This window comes from Streptomyces sp. NPDC046870 (assembly GCF_040704595.1).
In the GTDB taxonomy this organism is placed as follows: domain Bacteria; phylum Actinomycetota; class Actinomycetes; order Streptomycetales; family Streptomycetaceae; genus Streptomyces; species Streptomyces argyrophylli.
Genome location: NZ_JBEYXM010000004.1, coordinates 222,784 through 238,402 on the forward strand (window position 1 = coordinate 222,784; position 15,619 = coordinate 238,402).

Genomic DNA, 15,619 nt, shown 5'->3' on the forward strand with positions numbered 1-15,619 from the left:
CCCGAAGCTGTCCCCGCACCGACAGTCAGCCGCCCATGAACGCAGCTGAACGCCCCTGCACACAACCCACCGCCCCACCACCACAGTTGGAAAGCGTGTTGGTGGGTCTGCGGAATGCCAGACACGACGACCAGCAGTCCGCCACTTGACGCTCTGGAGAGCTGCCGCCAACGTCGGCGAAGAAGCCCGCTAGAGCCGCTTGCTCTGCTAGAAGTCTTCCGTGCGCAGTCTCCTGCAAAGGCTCGTCGAGAGCCGCGCGTGGCGGGTCGCTCGGGTGGTGGCCTACTCCGTGGCCGGCCTTATCGGCGTAGGGATCTTCGTCGTCCTCCCGATCACAGCCCAACTCAGTGGGTGGAACGATGACGACGAGGATCCGCCGGTCAGCTCTGGAGTTCCATCCGCCACGCACACGCCAGTTCGCTGGACGTATCAGGGCTACGAGTGCTCAGACGGGTGGCCGTCAGACTCCATCGGCCGCCCAGGAGCCTGTAGCCATCACGGAGGCGTTGTCTCCGTATTTGAGGGAGACGACGGAACAGTCCTCAGGTGTGGAGACAACGAGCACGCACCTCGTCCCGACGAACAACAGCAGCAGATCGAAGACTATGGGCGCGTCGTCTGCGTGTTCAGGTGAGCATCGGGTTTCAACGCGGATGATCCCGGCCGCACCACATGCGCACCAGATCGAGCGGGGAACAACGGGGAACCACGGTGAACGCAGCCGAGGCCGACAGGCAGCTCTCAGACCGTTCGCCAAGGTCAGCAGTCGAATGCACCGCTAGTGCTCGCAGCTTCCCAAGCTGAGGGCTTGGAGGCGATCGACTCCGACTCGTCCGCACGCCCCGGCTGGCGTGGCTGCTCCGGTCGACGGCACTGCACCGTGACTGAGGCCGGTGGGAGTGCAGCGAGACATACGCGCGCCTGGTCGGTCGGCGCGTCCGCCGCAGCGCGCAGCAGCGAAACCCCAGGTCAGCGCGCCCGGACCGTACGCGTTTCCACCCAGGGGTGGCCGTACGGCAAAATGGGGACCTTCTTGCACTAGGCTCCCCGGAAACGCCAGCGCATCGGCAGGGTCTCGTCACTAGGCTCGGCCCCGTGAGCGAAGACGCCCGTCTCCTGGCGAACCACCGAGTCCACGTCGTACCCGTAGTCCTGGCTCTGGCCAATCCGCCATGGCAGCAGGACGTCTGGCTTGACCCGTCGGTGTTCGAGAACCTGGACCACGTCTTTCACACGCTCTTCGATGACTTTTGCGATGCCGACAAACCCGAGCGATACCTCGGAGTCAGTCTGAGGACTGAGGAAGAGGTCGCCCTCATGCGTGAGCTGGGCACCATGCTCAACGCCGCGGCGGCCGAGGCACCCAACAACACCGATGCGGAGTATCTACAGGCACCCACTTGGCCAAAGGTCGTGGCGGTCGCGGGTCGTCTCGCCCAGGTCATGGTCGCGAACGACCTGAGGGAACTCGCTGCGCTGCACGACGCCGATCTGAGCACCTCGACGTGAGCCGCAGCGGTGAGTGTCTAACTGCGTGACAACGCGGACGGACAGCGGCGGACGAGCACGGACACTCACGGACCGTCGCAGCAGGTCAGATGAGCACTGGTCCAAGGTGGGCAGGCTGTGCAAGTTGCTTCGGGACGAAGAAGTCGTGGGTCCAAAGTCGGCAACTCCCATGGAGCAGCGCCAGCTCAGGGCAGTGAGACGGCTGGTCTACGAAGTGGGTCGGCTCTCCAGCAGTGTTTCCACCGTCAGGGTTCCTGCCAACGTGCCGGTCAGCCATTCTGCGAGGTTCACGCCCTGGGGCCAGCACTCGCCTTCGTGGCTGCACCACATGCCACCCGCGGGGTCGCGAAAGTCGACGAGCGACCAGATGGCGCAGCCCCAGTCGTAGATCAGCACCAGGCCGGCCGGGATGCGGCCGGACGGATCCGGGCCGTCCTGGTACAGCTCGGCGATGTCCGCAAAGTTGCCCTGCGCAGCCCCACCGCTCACCCCCAGGGCTCCTTCTTCCGGGCCGAATCCGCCGTTGGCGACTTCGACGTACAGGCGCCGCAGGAGAGAGGGCAGCGGGAACCCGATGACTTCTTCCGCCGCAGCGACAGCCTCCGGTATTGCGGGCGGTGGCAAAGTCCCCGCCCGGGCCACGATCCGCAACGCCTCGACAACCTCATCGTCAGTCACCGGCTCAGCTTCTCAGTCCGGGTGGTCGTACGTGCCAGATGTGTGCCCGATCGTGCGGGGAACCACGGGGAACACCGGGGAGGAACACCGGGGAGCCAGTCGACCGCCCATCGGGCACCGATACCGCTCCTGCCGCGGGTCAGCCCCGGAACAAGCCCTAGATGCGCTTAGCTTCCCAAGTTGAGATCCCCGGTTGCCAGCACAGACGAAGCCGTAAGGTTTCACTCATGGTGACTGCGACTGTCCGCGAGTGGCACGACGAGGAAGGGTGGGGCGTGCTCGACTCCCCCGACACTCCCGGCGGATGTTGGGGCCACTACTCCCACATCCAAGTGAAGGGCTTCCGAACGCTGTCGCCGGGACAGCAAGTAGACCTCCAGTGGGAAGCCCCTGGCTTCAAACAGGACGGGTACAGCTACCGGGCCGTGAACATCGTTCCTCGGCCCGCCTGACATCACCAGCTGACATCAACGACAACGAACGATGGCGCATCGAAGCGGCCACGATCGGACCCACGAGCGACCACTGAGCCCCGTTTCGGCACGCCGCGCAACTAGCTGATCGAACTCCTAAAGCGGGTGTCGCAGGTTCGAATCCTGCCGGGGGCACATGGGGGAAGGCCAGTCAGGAGCACGCTCCTGACTGGCCTTCGTCATGCATCCCTGGCGGTCCGCGCTCACTTGACCGGAACCCGGTAAGAGAGGACCGTAGGCGTCCGCCGACGAGCCGGCACGCGTCGCACGGAACCGCGCCGGGCGGAGATGTCCTGGCCGGCCTTCCCCTCTCTTACCTCCGGGCTGTCAACCTGGGGGTGACCGCCGACCGCGTCGGTCTCCGCGATGAACGCGGACCTGCCCTGCTCCCCGTGTCGCCGGGCGAAGCGGTCCGAGGCGAGCCGCCGCACGGGCGGTCGTGGTCGTACGAAGACGCCTCGGTCCTCAGCATCCTCACCCCTCCGGCCCTTCAGGTCAGCATCTGACCTCCAGGCCCGCTAGCGTCCTTCTTGCCCGGCGGAAAACGAACCACAGAAGGCAGCGACGATGAGCGAGACCGTGACTGTCAACGAACTGGCCACCCACGACTCGGCCCATGAGCCGACCGCCACCGGCGAGCGCGGTGACTTGCTGGAGGCCCTGGCCAAGCATCGGCACTTCCTGCGCTTCACCACCCGTGACCTCACCGACGAGCAGGCCGGGCGCCGGACCACCGCCAGCCAGCTGTGCCTGGGCGGCCTGATCAAACATGTCACCGCGGTCGAGCGCTCCTGGGCGCAGTTCATCCTGGACGGCCCGTCGGCGATGCCCGACTTCACCACCATGACCGAGACCGACTGGGCCCGACGGGCCGACGAGTTCCGGATGCTGCCCGGCGAGACGCTGGCCGGCGTGCTCGCCGACTACGCCGAGGCAGCCCGCCGAACCGACGAACTGGTCGCCACCCTCCCCGACCTGGACGCCACACAACCACTGCCGAAGGCCCCGTGGTCCCCGCCGGGCGCGCGATGGTCGGCCCGCCGGGTACTGATGCACATCATCAGCGAGACCGCCCAGCACGCCGGCCACGCCGACATCATCCGCGAGTCCCTGGACGGCGCCAAGACCATGGGTTAGCCAGCGGGGCGGCAGGGCGTCTCGCCCTCCTGCACGGGGGCGATACGCCCTGTGACCTGTGCAGAAGGTCGCGTCCTCGACTGTGCACCCTTCAACGAGCTACGGACGCACAGCGCACGCAGGTTTTCGCCGCCGGGCGGACTTCGAGGCGCTCCGCCGGGATCGGCTCACCGCATCGCTCGCAGCGCCCGTAGTCGCCTCTCTCCAGCCGTTCCAGGGCGCGATCGAGATCGTCCAGATGCTCGCGCGCCTGGGACAGCAGGGCGGCGACGTGCGCCCGCTCGAAGGCCGTGCTCGCGCCTTCCGGGTCGTGCTCGTCGTCAATGGCCACCAGTGCGTTCGCCTCGACGATCCCTTCGAACTCACGGCTGAGGGCGGATATCTGCTCCAGCGTGCCGACACGGTCGGCCGCGAGCAGCGCCCGCATCGACTCGCCCTGGGGCGCGGCGAAAGCGGCATTGGTGGATTGATCGCTCATATCAGAGGAAACCTCATTGTCTTGTGCCGAATTCCCGGTGCTCGGACGACGACGGCTTCAGCGATGACGTGGGCGGCCACGCTGGTACTGCTTCGGCCACGGGACGTCGTCACCGAGCACATGGGCCGCGTGGAGCGGCCAGGTCGGGTTGCGCAGCAGCTCGCGCGCGAGCATGATCGCGTCGGCCGAGCGGTCCACGAGGATCTGGTCGGCCTGCTCCGGTGCGGTGATCAGGCCGACCGCGGAGACGGGCAGGGCCGCGCCCTCGCGGACGGTTCGGGCGAAGGGCACCTGGTAGCCGGGCTCCACTTCGATACGGGCGTTGTGGACGAGCCCGCCGCTGGTGATGTCCACCAGATCGACGCCGTGGGCCACCAGGTGCCGCGACAGCTCGACCGTCTCCTCCGGGGTCCAGCCGCCGTCGGCCCAGTCCGTGGCCGAGAAGCGTACGAACAGCGGGCGGTCTTCCGGCCACTGCGCCCGCACGGCGTCGGTGACCTGGACCAGGAAACGGCTGCGCCCGTCGAGATCGCCTCCGTACTCGTCGCTGCGGTGGTTGGACAGCGGCGACAGGAACTGGTGCAGCAGATAGCCGTGCGCGGCGTGGATCTCCAGCACCTCGAAGCCACCGGACAGCGCCCGCGCGGCGGCCTCGCCGAAGGCCCGGACCAGAGCGCGGATGTCGTCCGCGCCGAGCTCCCGCGGGGCCGGCCAGTCGCCGAAGGGCAGCGGTGACGGTGCGACCGTCCGCCATCCTCCGGCCTCCGGTTCGACGTACACGTCACCCTCCCAGGGCGGTGCCGTCGACGCCTTGCGGCCGGCGTGGGAGATCTGGATGCCGGCGATGGCTCCCTGCCCGTGGACGAAGTCGGTGATCCGCTTGTACGCGGCGGCCTGCCCGTCATCCCAGATGCCGGCGTCGGAGGGGGTGATCCGGCCCTCGGGTTCCACGGCCGTGGCCTCCTGCATGACCAGGCCGGAGCCGCCGCGTGCCAGGGAGCCGAGATGGACCAGATGCCAGTCCTGCGGATAGCCGTCGACCGAGCTGTACTGGCACATGGGGGCCACCCAGGCCCGGTTCGGGAAGGTCGTGCCGCGGAGGGTGAGCGGCGAGAAGAGACGGCTCATCGGGGGCCTCGCAAGGAGATGTGGGAGGCCGGGTGCCCCGCAGCCGTCGAGCCGTGACGGCCTGGGTTCCTGCGGGGCGCCCCGCACGGTGGGTGCAGCCCCGAGTACCCCGGCCGCCTTAGCCAACGCCACCTAGGGCCTCTCGTTTGGATCATGCCGGGGTCGGCCGACCGGGCGTGAGGTCCGGTCGGCCGCGTCGGCGTCAGGACGGTGACCCCTCCCGCGCCGGCTCGGCGGTGCGGCGGGACGGGGTTCGGTGGGCGGCCGCGGCCAGTGCCAGCGTCGTGCAGAGCGAGGCCGTCGCCATCACGGTCATCGCCGTCGCCGGCGACGTGAACTGGGCCACCGCGCCGGCCAGTGCCGCGCTCACGCCCTGGAAGGTCAGCATGCCGGCCGAGTGCAGTCCCAGCGCCTGGCCGGCCAGGTCGCCGGGGGTCAGGCTCATCAGCCGCTCCTGCTGGACCAGGCTCGCGCCGAAACCGGCGGAGGCCACGGTCACGCAGGCCACCGCCACCGGCACCGGCGGGTGCGTGGAGAAGACCAGGTACGGCGCCGCCAGCAGGATCAGGAGCGGAGTGGCCAGCCGGCGCCGGGTCGCGGGCCGCAGCAGACGGCCCACCGTCGCGTCCCCGGCGAACATGCCGAGCGCGGCACACGCGAACAGGGTGCCGGCCGCGTGCGGGGCGTACGAGACGTAGAGGGACTCGCAGCCGACGACCAGGCCGTTGGGCAGCCACAGGCCCAGGTAGGTGAGGCGGCGCGGGCGGGACGACCACAGCTCGGCGTTGGCGCGCCAGGTCGCCGACGGCGAGGGGCGGCCCGTGGCCCGGGGCGGGCGGGCGGTGAGGCCGAGGCGCAGGACGAGCGCGGCCGTCAGGTACAGGGCCACGGCCAGCAGCAGACAGGCCCGCGGGGAGAGGGCGGCGAGCAGGGCGCCGCCGGTGGCGAAACCGGCGATCTGCATGAGCCCGCTCATCATGTTGAACAGCGAACGCCCGGGCAGATAGCCGTCCTCGGCGAGGATCTCGTTGAGCAGGCCCCAGCGGACCCCGCCGCCGAGGGAGGCGACCAGACCCAGGACCAGGACGACGGTGAACAGCGCGCCGAGCGGCAGACCGGGCAGCGCCTGTACCGCCGTACCCGCGGCGAAGGCCAGCGAGATGGCGGCGAGGGTCGTACGCGGGGGCAGTCGGTCGGCGCCGGAGAGCAGGAGGGTCGCGCCGAGCACCTGGGCGAGGGACGGGCCGAACATGCTCAGCGACGACAGCAGGGGCGAGCCGGTCGTCCGGTACACGAGCGTGCCGAGGGCGAGGCCGCCGGCGGTCCCGGCCGCGGTCTGGGCGGCGGCGCCGAGGAAGAGCGGGGTGAACTCGGGGGTGCGGAACAGGGATCGGTAGCTGGGCATGGTGCGGAGTCTCGGGCGGGCCGCGGCGGAGTCGTTATTGTTTCGCCGTCGTGCGAAAGGTCCGTGCGAGGAGGCGCTCGTGGGGTGGTGGCAGCTCAACGCGGACACCCTGGCGCGGAGCCGCTTCGTCATCTCGCCGCTCGCCGAGACCTTCGCCGGGCTGAAGCTGCTGCACGCCGGGCAGGGGGCGCATCCCGGCGAGCACGCCTGGCTGGGCACGCACCTGCCCGCCTACCGGGACAGGCTCGCGGCCGACCCGGTGACGGCCCGGCTGGTGCGGGCGGGGCTGGGGCGGGAGTGGATCGCCGACTTCCTCACGCCCACGCCCCGCGACGGCGAGAGCATCCGGGACGGGATCGCCCGGGTGCGCGCCACCCGGCCGGCGGACGCCCGCGCGCACCTGCGGCTCTCGCTGGCAGGGCCGCTGCCCGCCGGGCTGGACCGGGACGACCTGCCCGAGCGGGCGGCCGTCCTGCTGGAGTGGGTGTGGGAGGAGACGGTACGACCGTACTGGGGGCGGCGCCGGCGGGTGCTGGAGGCGGATGTGGTGGCACGGACCGCGCAGGCGAGCCGGGGCGGCTGGGCCGGCGTGCTGGACTCCCTGCGGCCGGGCGGCACGCGGTGGCTCGGGGACAACCGGTTCCAGATCAATCTGCACGAGTATCCGCCGCGCGAGATCTCCGGCGCCGAGCTGCTGTTCGTGCCGGTGACGGCGCAGCACACGGGCTGGGTCGCCTGGGAGGACGACGAGCGGTACGCCGTGGTCTACCCCTGTGCCGGTGTCCTGGCCGGCGACGCCGACCGGGTGGTGCCCGCCGGGCTGAACGCGCTGCTCGGTGCGGGCCGGGCCGCGGTGCTGGTGCTGCTGGGCTCCCCCCTGAGCACCACCCAGCTGACCGCCGTGACCGGGCAGGGGCTGGGGTCGGTGGGCCGGCACCTGAAGGTGCTCCGGGAGGCGGGGCTGGTGACCCGGCGCCGGGCCGGGCGGTCGGTGCTGTACGTACGGACGACGGCGGGCGACGTCCTGGTCGAGGCGGGGGAGGAGGCCGGTGACACGGGGGGCCGGTGACGTCCTGGGCGAGGCCGGGCGAGGAAACCGGTCGCGTCCTGGGCGAGGCCGGGCGGGGCCGTGTGATCCGGCGGGGCTAGCATCCGGGCATGACGACTACTGAGCACAGCGGCTCCCCGCTGGACGTCGAGATCGGGGCCCTCCAGGGCGGCTCCGCCGATCTGTCACGGTTCGCGGGCAAGGCCGTCCTCATCGTGAACGTGGCCTCGAAGTGCGGGCTGACCCCGCAGTACACCGGGCTGGAGAAGCTCCAGGAGCGGTACGCCGGGCAGGGCTTCACCGTGCTGGGCGTGCCCTGCAACCAGTTCCTCGGGCAGGAGCCCGGCACCGCCGAGGAGATCGCGGAGTTCTGCTCGGCGACCTACGGCGTGACCTTCCCGCTGACGGAGAAGGTGGAGGTGAACGGTGCGGGCCGGCACCCGCTGTACGAGCGGCTGGTGGACTTCGCCGACGCGGAGGGGCACAGCGGGGACATCCGCTGGAACTTCGAGAAGTTCCTGATCGGCCGGGACGGTCGGGTCGTCGCGCGGTTCTCGCCGCAGACGGAGCCGGAGTCGGCCGAGGTCGTCTCCGCGATCGAGGCGCAGCTCGGCTGAGCACGGTCCGGGCCTCCCGGGTGGCCCGGTGGAACGCGGTGAGCCCTCTCGGCAAGGACGGCGACTGGTCGAGAGGGCTCTCCTGGTGGTGCGTGTGCAGTTGTCGTCCGGACCAGGGTCAGGGAGAACCCCTCACGCCTTGACCGAGGACACGAAGGCGTTCCAGGCGTCGGCGGGGAAGGCCAGGACCGGCCCCTCGGGCGTCTTGGAGTCGCGTACGGCGAGTTCGGCGGCGGTGGGCGACTTGACCTCGACGCAGGCGCCGTTGCCCGCGGAATAGGAGGACTTCATCCACGTCTCCGAAGCGCCCTGAATCAGTGCCATGTCCACTCCTGTTGCGAGTTGCGGTAGTGCGGTTCACGCCAACCATGTCGTCTGACTGGCGTGATCGACGCTACCGGGCAACTGCGCGCTGCGGAGGAGCCGTTCACTCGACCGGATGGCATATTCCAGGTGAGCCTTCCATTGGAGTGGACCGGCGGTGTACGATCCCGCGCCCCGAGTGGTCCCGCGTCAGTCGGCGTACTCTTTCGCCACGTCCGCGATGAATTTCCGGGACGCCTCCACATTGAGGGACTGCGCCCGCAGATGCTCGTACATCACGGCGTACTTCTGCACGTCCTGCGCCTTCTCCAGGTACAGGTCGCTGGTCACGCCCTCCAGGTACACCACGCTGGAGTCGGCCGCGTCGGCGAACTCCAGGATCGCGTACTGGCCGTTGAGCCCCGGGTGTGCGCCCACGTCGAACGGCAGCACCTGCACGGTGACGTGCGGCAGCTGCGACATCTCGATCAGGTGCTCCAGCTGTTCCCGCATCACCAGGCGGCTGCCCACGACCCGTTTCAGCGCGGCCTCGTCCAGCACCACCCACAGCCGGAGGGGGTTGGCCTGGGCGGTGATACGTTCCTGTCGGCGCATCCGCACCTGGACACGCTTCTCGATCTCCGCGGTCGACGTCTCCGGCAACGCGCCCTGCACCAGCGCCTCGGCGTAGGCCCGGGTCTGCAACAGCCCGGTCACCAGCTGGGGTTCGTAAACCCGCAGCGACTCGGCGTCCGTCTCCAGACCGATGTACACGCTGTACGGGATGTCACCGAAGGTGTGCCACCAGCCCTGCTGTCTGGAGTCCCGGGCCATCTCCATCAGCGAGTCGACGATCCGCTGGTCCTCGACCTCGTACACCCCGCACAGATCGCGGACATCGCGCTGGCTGATGCTTCTCCGGCCGTTCTCCAGACGGCTGATCTTCGACTGCGACACCAGCAGCCGCTCCGCCACCTCTTCGGCCGTCATGCCCTTGAGCTCACGGAGCCTGCGCAGCTCCTGGCCCAGCCGGCGCCGCCTGACGGTGGGATTGACATTGGACGCCACGGGACGCGCACCTCCGGCTGCCTGCCTGTTGCTTAACACTTTGCGTATCTGCTGTTGAGCAGACTGCCACCACGGTGCTTTCTACCGCTGGGAAACCGTGGATATGCGGCCGGGGACGCGGTCGAGCGGGGCGGCGAGACCAGAGATCTCACCGCCCCGCTCGGACCTGCGGCTCCCGAACCGGGTCTGTGGGGACCGGGGTTAGGGCTCAGTGGGCCACGGCGCGCGCCATGGACCCGCGACGCGGCTGCATCGGTACCCCGCGCGCGGGTTCCGGCGCGGACCTGGCGCCGGGCGCGGGCTGCCGGCCGGCCGGGGCCTGACCGCGGCGCGGCTGTGCGACCGCGCCGTTCTGCACGTCCATGACGGCGTGGGCGACGAGCCCGCCCATGGGGTCGTGCCGGATCAGATCCCGCAACCGTGACCGGGACGAGCGGCCCTCGTTCCCCGGGTAGAGGTGCTTGCCGAGCCCGACGGCGTGCGCCAGGGCGGCGAGCGCCGCGGTCCGCGGGTCCGGCGGCACGCCGGTGCGGATCGCGGAATCCAGCCGGGAACGGATCTCCCGGCTGATGGCGGTGTCCGTCGCCTGGTAACGCGTCGTCGGCAGCACCCCGCACATCTGACCCGGCACGGCGGCGACCATGCCGCACCGCTCCAGATGCGAGAGGTAGATCTGCCTGAGCCCCAGCCGGGGCCCTCCGATCCAGTGGACGGCACGCACGGGAGCGCCACGCCTTCGCAGCAACTCCAACGCGCAGTCCAGAGTCGGATCTCCTGTCGGCCGTGGCACCACCACGGCGATACGATCCCCGTCTGGGGCTATCCGTCCGGCCAGCGCCAGCTCCACTAGCTGTGCACCGGCCAGACCGAGGTCGAGCGACTGCGGCTGCGCAGTGGTACCCGTGGCCGGGTCCAGTGCGAGCAACAGAAGCTCCTCCGGAAGTGTTCTGCGGCTCCTGCCCATCCATGCCTCCCCGCGTGGATGAATGACAGGGTGACCCCTCTCACATTGGTCTGTCGAGAGCGCGTGGCCGGTTCGTGAGGGAACCGGTAGGTATGTCGTTCTCGTCTACCGCAGGGGCCAAGCCCTCACACAGGACACTGGTACATGGTTCGGACAGGGCGCACGCCCAGGCGTGCGGCGCATGGAGGAGGCATCGGTGGCGGGCGAGTCCCCCGACAGGTCGAAGCAGCGCGAGTCGTCGGCGGAACCGACGTCGGGGAGTGCGGGTTCGGTTCCCGAGGCGCGTGATCCGCGTCTCGCGGTGTCCCGCGAACGGAAGTCCTCGGGCGGCGACACGGCGACGAAAGTCCTGACGGTACGACCCGAAACCCCGGCCGCGCGGGAGCAGTCGGCCGACCCCGAGGACCCCGCCCTCCAGGCGGCGGTGTCGTCCTGGGTACGGGAGCCGAGCCAGGAGACACCCGCGAACGCCGACGACACCGCCGAGAAGGCCCCGAAGACGGAGGCCGGGCCCGGGGGGCCGTCCGGCGCGGACGGGGACGCGGACGCGGACGCGGAGACCGCCTCGAAGGCCGGGGCTGACACCCCGTCCGACACCCGCACGAAGCCGGAGACGAAGGACACCGCCGACACCGAGCCGGCCGGGGACGAGGACGCCGACACCGACGCGGACGCGGACGCGGACGCGGAGGGCGCGACTGACGCGAAGGCCGAGACTGGCGCGGACGCGAAGGCCGCAACTGACGCGGACGCGAAGGGCGAGGCGGACGCGGACGTGAACACCGACGTGGTCGCTGACGCGGACGTGAACACCGACGTGGTCGCTGACGCGGACGCGGACACCGCGGCGGACGCCAAGACGGCCACCGAGGACGAGGCGGCGGCCGCAACCGGCGCGGAGGACAAGGCGAGCGGCGAAGGCGTGGCCGAGGCGGCTGCGGACGGGGACGGGCCGGAGGCCGCCGACGGCGAGGACGCCCCGCAGGGGCCACCCGCAGCCGACGAGAGCCGCACGAGTGGTGCGGGTGGGAACGAGGACGCCGAAGGCGAAGCCGAGGCGGCGGACGACGACGGGCCCCGCACGGACCCCGCCGCCAAGGACACCGGTGTCGACCAGCCCACCACCGTCTTCAAGGCCGTCCGCCCCGGGACTCCCCCCGTCGACCAGCCGACGACCATGCTCAAGCTCGGCGGCAAGCCGCAGGGCAAGCCGGAAGCCAAGCCCGAGGACAAGCCGGAAGCCAAGCCCAGGACCCCCGAGTCCGACCCCGAACGCACCAGCAAGTTCGTCGCGCTGAAGGACGACCTGCGCAAGCCGGCCACCCAGGCCAAGGCGCCGGACGCCACCACCCCCGTCCCCCAGGTCGGTCCCGAGCGCACCACCCAGCAGCCGCTCCCGCCCAAGCCCCCGCTGGACCTGCTGGCGGAGCTGACGAACACGCCCCCGCCCCCGGAGACCCCGGTCCGCACGCTCGTGCGCCGGATCAAGATCTGGACCCCCCTGGTCCTGCTCCTGGCGATCATCTTCGCGGTCGTACAGGCCGTGCGCCCGCTGCCGGCGCCCACCCTCGCGCTCACCGGCAAGGACAGCTACACCTTCGCCGGCGACCGCACGCAGCTGCCCTGGCCCGGCGAGGGCCAGGGCTGGATGGACGTGGACGGCGTCGGCACGATGGGGCACTTCGGCAAGCAGACCCCCGTGGCCATCGGCTCGGTCGCCAAGACCATGACGGCGTACATCATCCTCAAGGACCACCCGCTGAAGCCGGGCCAGGAGGGCCCGAAGATCAAGGTCGACCCGAGGGCGGAGAAGGAGGGCGGCTACAACAAGGCCGGCGAGTCGACGCTCGACACCGTCAAGGCCGGTGAGACCCTCACCGAGAAGCAGGCCCTGTCGGCCGTCCTGATCCCCTCCGCCAACAACATCGCCCGGCTGCTCGCGCGCTGGGACGCGGGTTCGGAGGCGGCGTTCGTGAAGAAGATGAACGCCACCGCGAAGGAACTGGGGATGACCCGCACGACGTACACCGACCCCTCGGGGCTGAAGGAGACCACCGTCTCCACGGCCGAGGACCAGGTGAAGCTGGGCCGCGCGTTCGTGAAGGTCCCGGCGCTGGTCGCGATCAGCAGCGCGGCCAGCTGGACGGACCCGTCCGGGAAGTTCTGGCCCAACTACAACGAGCTGCCGTACCGCATCGGCGCGATCGGCATCAAGACCGGCAGCACCACCGCGGCCGGCGGCAACCTGCTGTTCGCCTCCCGCAAGCAGGTCGGCGGACAGACGGTGACGATCGTCGGCGCGATACTCGGCCAGCACAAGCGGGAGATCCTCCAGACGGTCAATGCGGTCAGCAAGACGGCGCTGCTCGCCGCCCAGTCCGCGCTGACCTCGGCGAAGATCGTGAAGAAGGGGGACGTCGTCGGGTACGTGGACGACCGGCTCGGCGGCCGTACCCCGGTCGTGGTGACGAAGGACGTCACGGCGGCCGGCTGGGCCGGGATGAAGGTGAAGCTGTCCTTCGCGTCCGGCACCGTCCCGCACACCGCGAAGGCCGGCACCCGGGTCGGGACGCTCACCGTGGGTGACGGTTCGGCCGGTGCGGTGAAGGTCCCGGTGGCCCTGCGGAAGGACCTGGCCGAGCCCGGCATCGGCGCCAGACTGACCCGGCTGGGCTGACCGGCGGACGGGCCGTACGGCCCCGGCCCGTCCCGCGCCCGGACCCCCGCGCGCCCCGTCCCCGTCCCCCGCGCACCCCGTCATGGAGCCCCCACCCGGGAGCCCCGTGGCGGGGTGCGTGCTAGCGTCACGAAACGGGGCAGGTCGCCGGTCCCGGGACAGGGCCGCGAACTGGACGGAACGCGGCCGGGTACTCCGAGGGAAGCGGCCGAGAACGGAAGACGGGACACGGGGAGTGCCTTCAGGTGGCCACAGCGGAGCCGACACACGCCGACGACGCGGATCCGGGCCCGGGATCCGGCCCGCGAATACGCCGGTCCGCGACTGAACCGGACCGGCGCGCGGCCGAGCCCGGCGCCGGGGTGCGCCCCGGCGCGCGCGCCCGTCTGCTCGCCGCCCTGGAACCGCTGCGGCAGCGGCTGCTCCGGCACCCCGCGCTGTCGATGACGGCGCTCTCGGGCGTGCTGCACATCATCTGGTTCTTCACGTTCGCGAACAGCGGCGGCGATCTCGCCGCGCAGGACGCGTGGGCGGAGTTCGTCGGCCGGCACCCGGACTCGGCGTACAACCTCGCCTGGTACGGCGGTATGCACCCGGTGTCGTACAGCGTGGTGTCGCCGTATCTGATGTCGGTCCTCGGCGTGCGGACGACGATGATGATCGCCGGGACCCTCTCGGCCGGTCTGCTGACGATGGTGCTGATCCGCAGCCGGGCGGTGAGGAACCCGCTGTGGGCCTCGCTCGCCGGGGTCTTCGCGTTCCTGTGCAACGCGATCTCCGGCCGGGTCACCTTCGGGCTCGGCACGGTGTTCGCGCTCGGCTCGGTCGCGGCGGTGTTCTGCTGGCCGTACCGGTGGCGGTTCAAACGCTGGGCGAAGGCCCTGGTCGCCGCCCCGCTGGCGGCGCTCGCCACGATGGCCTCGCCGGTCGCGGGGCTGTTCGTGGGCCTGGTCGCGGTCGCCCTGTTCCTGCAGAAGCGGCGGCCGGGCGCGTGGGCGCTGGGGATCGCGCCGGCGGCGGTGGTCGCGGTGTCTGCCTGGCTGTTCCCGTTCTCCGGCACCCAGCCGATGGGGTTCGGCTCGGTGATCATGCCGCTGTCGTACGGCCTGCTGTGCCTGTTCCTGGTGCCCAAGGAGTGGGTGACGGTCCGGCTGACGGCCGCCGTCTACAGCGTCGCCGTCGTCCTGGTGTGGCTGATCAGCTCGCAGATCGGGTCCAACATCTCGCGGCTGCCGATGCTGTTCGCGGGCGCGACGCTGATCGCGGCCCTGCCGTACACCGTACCGAAGTCCCGCAAGTGGTACGTGACCGTACTGGCCTTCCTCGGCTTCGCCGGCTGGATCGGCTTCAAGTCGGTGGACGACATCCTCCACACCACCCCGGCCGCCTCCTGGGCGCGGGAACTCGCCCCCCTGGTCAACGAGCTGCAGAAGGCCGGCGCCGAGAAGGGCCGGGTCGAGGTGGTCCCGGCCCGCTCGCACCGCGAGGCCTCCGCGCTCGCGCCGTACGTCAACCTGGCCCGCGGCTGGAACCGGCAGGCCGACATGGAGCGCAACCCGCTCTTCTACGACGACACGCTCAACTCGGCGAACTACCACGAGTGGCTCCAGCGGTGGGCCGTGCACTACGTGGTGCTGCCCAAGGACAACCCCGACGGTGACGGCGGCGAACGCGAGCGGCAGCTGCTGCGGCGCGGGATGCCGTACCTGAAGCAGGTCTGGGGCGACGCCAACTGGCAGCTGTTCAAGGTGACCGACCCGGCGCCGCTGGCCGAGCCGAACGCGGTGGTGGACCGGGCCGAGCAGGGCGAGATGACCCTGCGGGTCGGCAAGGCCGGGCGGATCCTGATCCGGATCCCGTACTCGCCGTGGCTGAGCATCGTCGACGAGCACGGCAAGAGCCAGCCCTACGAGAAGGCCAAGGCGTGCCTGATGGCCACGCCGGAGGACGTCGACGGGGACAAGTGGACCACGCTGGTCGCGCCCAGGCCGGGCACGTACCGGCTGGCCGCGCCGTACCAGCTGCCCCGCGGCACGCCGTGCCCGGACGAACTCAGGAAGCCCTGACGGTCGGCGGAGCCGGCCGGCGTACGTGTCCGTGCCCGGCACCGTCGGGATGAACGCCGTCACCAGCT

Annotated in this window: 14 protein-coding genes and 1 pseudogene; 7 read left to right on the plus strand and 8 right to left on the minus strand. The window is 70.7% G+C overall.

From position 1 onward, the window contains the following. The first annotated feature begins 1,095 nt into the window (after nt 1–1,095). Complete coding sequence (locus AB0946_RS12100) at nt 1,096–1,509, plus strand: hypothetical protein (RefSeq protein WP_366760466.1); 414 nt, start codon at nt 1,096–1,098, stop codon at nt 1,507–1,509. A gap of 207 nt (nt 1,510–1,716) precedes the next feature. Here the strand turns inward: AB0946_RS12100 and AB0946_RS12105 are convergent, their stop codons facing one another. Next, nucleotides 1,717–2,187, minus strand: coding sequence for an SMI1/KNR4 family protein (locus AB0946_RS12105; RefSeq protein ID WP_366760467.1), 471 nt, complete (start codon nt 2,185–2,187; stop codon nt 1,717–1,719). Nucleotides 2,188–2,414: 227 nt separating this feature from the next. Here AB0946_RS12105 and AB0946_RS12110 point away from each other — a divergent pair, with 227 nt between their 5' ends. Continuing rightward, on the plus strand, nt 2,415–2,639 hold the full coding sequence (locus AB0946_RS12110; RefSeq protein ID WP_366760468.1) for a cold shock domain-containing protein: 225 nt from the start codon (nt 2,415–2,417) through the stop codon (nt 2,637–2,639). Nucleotides 2,640–2,902: 263 nt separating this feature from the next. On the opposite strand, the pseudogene AB0946_RS12115 reads toward AB0946_RS12110, so the two are convergent. Further along, nucleotides 2,903–3,130 (minus strand): annotated as a pseudogene (locus AB0946_RS12115) (GntR family transcriptional regulator); the annotation flags it as partial. A 97-nt stretch (nt 3,131–3,227) separates the two neighbouring features. On the opposite strand from AB0946_RS12115, the gene AB0946_RS12120 reads away from it, so the two are divergent. Beyond that, the gene (locus tag AB0946_RS12120) at nt 3,228–3,797 is read left to right on the plus strand and encodes a DinB family protein (protein WP_366760469.1); all 570 of its coding nucleotides are present in this window, start codon (nt 3,228–3,230) and stop codon (nt 3,795–3,797) included. Between the two features lie 91 nt (nt 3,798–3,888). Here the strand turns inward: AB0946_RS12120 and AB0946_RS12125 are convergent, their stop codons facing one another. The 3 genes from AB0946_RS12125 to AB0946_RS12135 all read right to left on the minus strand — a co-directional run bounded on the left by AB0946_RS12125 (nt 3,889) and on the right by AB0946_RS12135 (nt 6,808). Next, nucleotides 3,889–4,275, minus strand: a complete 387-nt coding sequence (locus AB0946_RS12125; protein ID WP_366760470.1) for a TraR/DksA C4-type zinc finger protein — start codon at nt 4,273–4,275, stop codon at nt 3,889–3,891. A gap of 57 nt (nt 4,276–4,332) precedes the next feature. Then, the gene (locus tag AB0946_RS12130) at nt 4,333–5,403 is read right to left on the minus strand and encodes an NADH:flavin oxidoreductase/NADH oxidase (protein WP_366760471.1); all 1,071 of its coding nucleotides are present in this window, start codon (nt 5,401–5,403) and stop codon (nt 4,333–4,335) included. A 202-nt stretch (nt 5,404–5,605) separates the two neighbouring features. Next, nucleotides 5,606–6,808, minus strand: a complete 1,203-nt coding sequence (locus AB0946_RS12135; RefSeq protein WP_366760473.1) for an MFS transporter — start codon at nt 6,806–6,808, stop codon at nt 5,606–5,608. A 79-nt stretch (nt 6,809–6,887) separates the two neighbouring features. Between AB0946_RS12135 and AB0946_RS12140 the strand changes: the two genes are divergently transcribed. Both AB0946_RS12140 and AB0946_RS12145 read left to right on the plus strand, forming a co-directional pair. Continuing rightward, nucleotides 6,888–7,877 carry a helix-turn-helix domain-containing protein gene (locus tag AB0946_RS12140; RefSeq protein ID WP_366760474.1) on the plus strand — a complete coding sequence of 330 codons (990 nt, stop codon included), beginning with the start codon at nt 6,888–6,890 and terminating at the stop codon, nt 7,875–7,877. An 89-nt stretch (nt 7,878–7,966) separates the two neighbouring features. Further along, nucleotides 7,967–8,473 carry a glutathione peroxidase gene (locus AB0946_RS12145; RefSeq protein WP_366760475.1) on the plus strand — a complete coding sequence of 169 codons (507 nt, stop codon included), beginning with the start codon at nt 7,967–7,969 and terminating at the stop codon, nt 8,471–8,473. Between the two features lie 132 nt (nt 8,474–8,605). On the opposite strand, the gene AB0946_RS12150 is transcribed toward AB0946_RS12145, so the two are convergent. The 3 genes from AB0946_RS12150 to AB0946_RS12160 all read right to left on the minus strand — a co-directional run bounded on the left by AB0946_RS12150 (nt 8,606) and on the right by AB0946_RS12160 (nt 10,808). Then, on the minus strand, nt 8,606–8,797 hold the full coding sequence (locus AB0946_RS12150; RefSeq protein WP_171155353.1) for a DUF397 domain-containing protein: 192 nt from the start codon (nt 8,795–8,797) through the stop codon (nt 8,606–8,608). Nucleotides 8,798–8,986: 189 nt separating this feature from the next. After that, on the minus strand, nt 8,987–9,844 hold the full coding sequence (locus AB0946_RS12155) for a helix-turn-helix transcriptional regulator (protein WP_030642838.1): 858 nt from the start codon (nt 9,842–9,844) through the stop codon (nt 8,987–8,989). A gap of 208 nt (nt 9,845–10,052) precedes the next feature. Continuing rightward, complete coding sequence (locus AB0946_RS12160; RefSeq protein WP_366760476.1) at nt 10,053–10,808, minus strand: GPP34 family phosphoprotein; 756 nt, start codon at nt 10,806–10,808, stop codon at nt 10,053–10,055. 181 nt (nt 10,809–10,989) lie between these two features. Here AB0946_RS12160 and AB0946_RS12165 point away from each other — a divergent pair, with 181 nt between their 5' ends. Together AB0946_RS12165 and AB0946_RS12170 are read left to right on the plus strand one after the other, a co-directional pair. Then, nucleotides 10,990–13,485 (plus strand): D-alanyl-D-alanine carboxypeptidase, encoded by a 2,496-nt coding sequence (locus tag AB0946_RS12165; RefSeq protein ID WP_366760477.1) that lies wholly within the window; start codon nt 10,990–10,992, stop codon nt 13,483–13,485. A gap of 245 nt (nt 13,486–13,730) precedes the next feature. Beyond that, complete coding sequence (locus AB0946_RS12170; protein ID WP_366760478.1) at nt 13,731–15,551, plus strand: MFS transporter; 1,821 nt, start codon at nt 13,731–13,733, stop codon at nt 15,549–15,551. Nucleotides 15,552–15,619 lie beyond the last annotated feature (68 nt).

What these genes read in the sequence shown, in the direction of transcription:
- AB0946_RS12110 (WP_366760468.1), top strand. Translation starts at nt 2,415, where the DNA reads ATGGTGACTGCGACTGTCCGCGAGTGGCACGACGAGGAAGGGTGGGGC.
- AB0946_RS12120 (WP_366760469.1), top strand. Translation starts at nt 3,228, where the DNA reads ATGAGCGAGACCGTGACTGTCAACGAACTGGCCACCCACGACTCGGCC.
- AB0946_RS12125 (WP_366760470.1), bottom strand. Translation starts at nt 4,275, where the DNA reads ATGAGCGATCAATCCACCAATGCCGCTTTCGCCGCGCCCCAGGGCGAG.
- AB0946_RS12130 (WP_366760471.1), bottom strand. Translation starts at nt 5,403, where the DNA reads ATGAGCCGTCTCTTCTCGCCGCTCACCCTCCGCGGCACGACCTTCCCG.
- AB0946_RS12135 (WP_366760473.1), bottom strand. Translation starts at nt 6,808, where the DNA reads ATGCCCAGCTACCGATCCCTGTTCCGCACCCCCGAGTTCACCCCGCTC.
- AB0946_RS12145 (WP_366760475.1), top strand. Translation starts at nt 7,967, where the DNA reads ATGACGACTACTGAGCACAGCGGCTCCCCGCTGGACGTCGAGATCGGG.
- AB0946_RS12150 (WP_171155353.1), bottom strand. Translation starts at nt 8,797, where the DNA reads ATGGCACTGATTCAGGGCGCTTCGGAGACGTGGATGAAGTCCTCCTAT.
- AB0946_RS12160 (WP_366760476.1), bottom strand. Translation starts at nt 10,808, where the DNA reads ATGGGCAGGAGCCGCAGAACACTTCCGGAGGAGCTTCTGTTGCTCGCA.
- AB0946_RS12165 (WP_366760477.1), top strand. Translation starts at nt 10,990, where the DNA reads ATGGAGGAGGCATCGGTGGCGGGCGAGTCCCCCGACAGGTCGAAGCAG.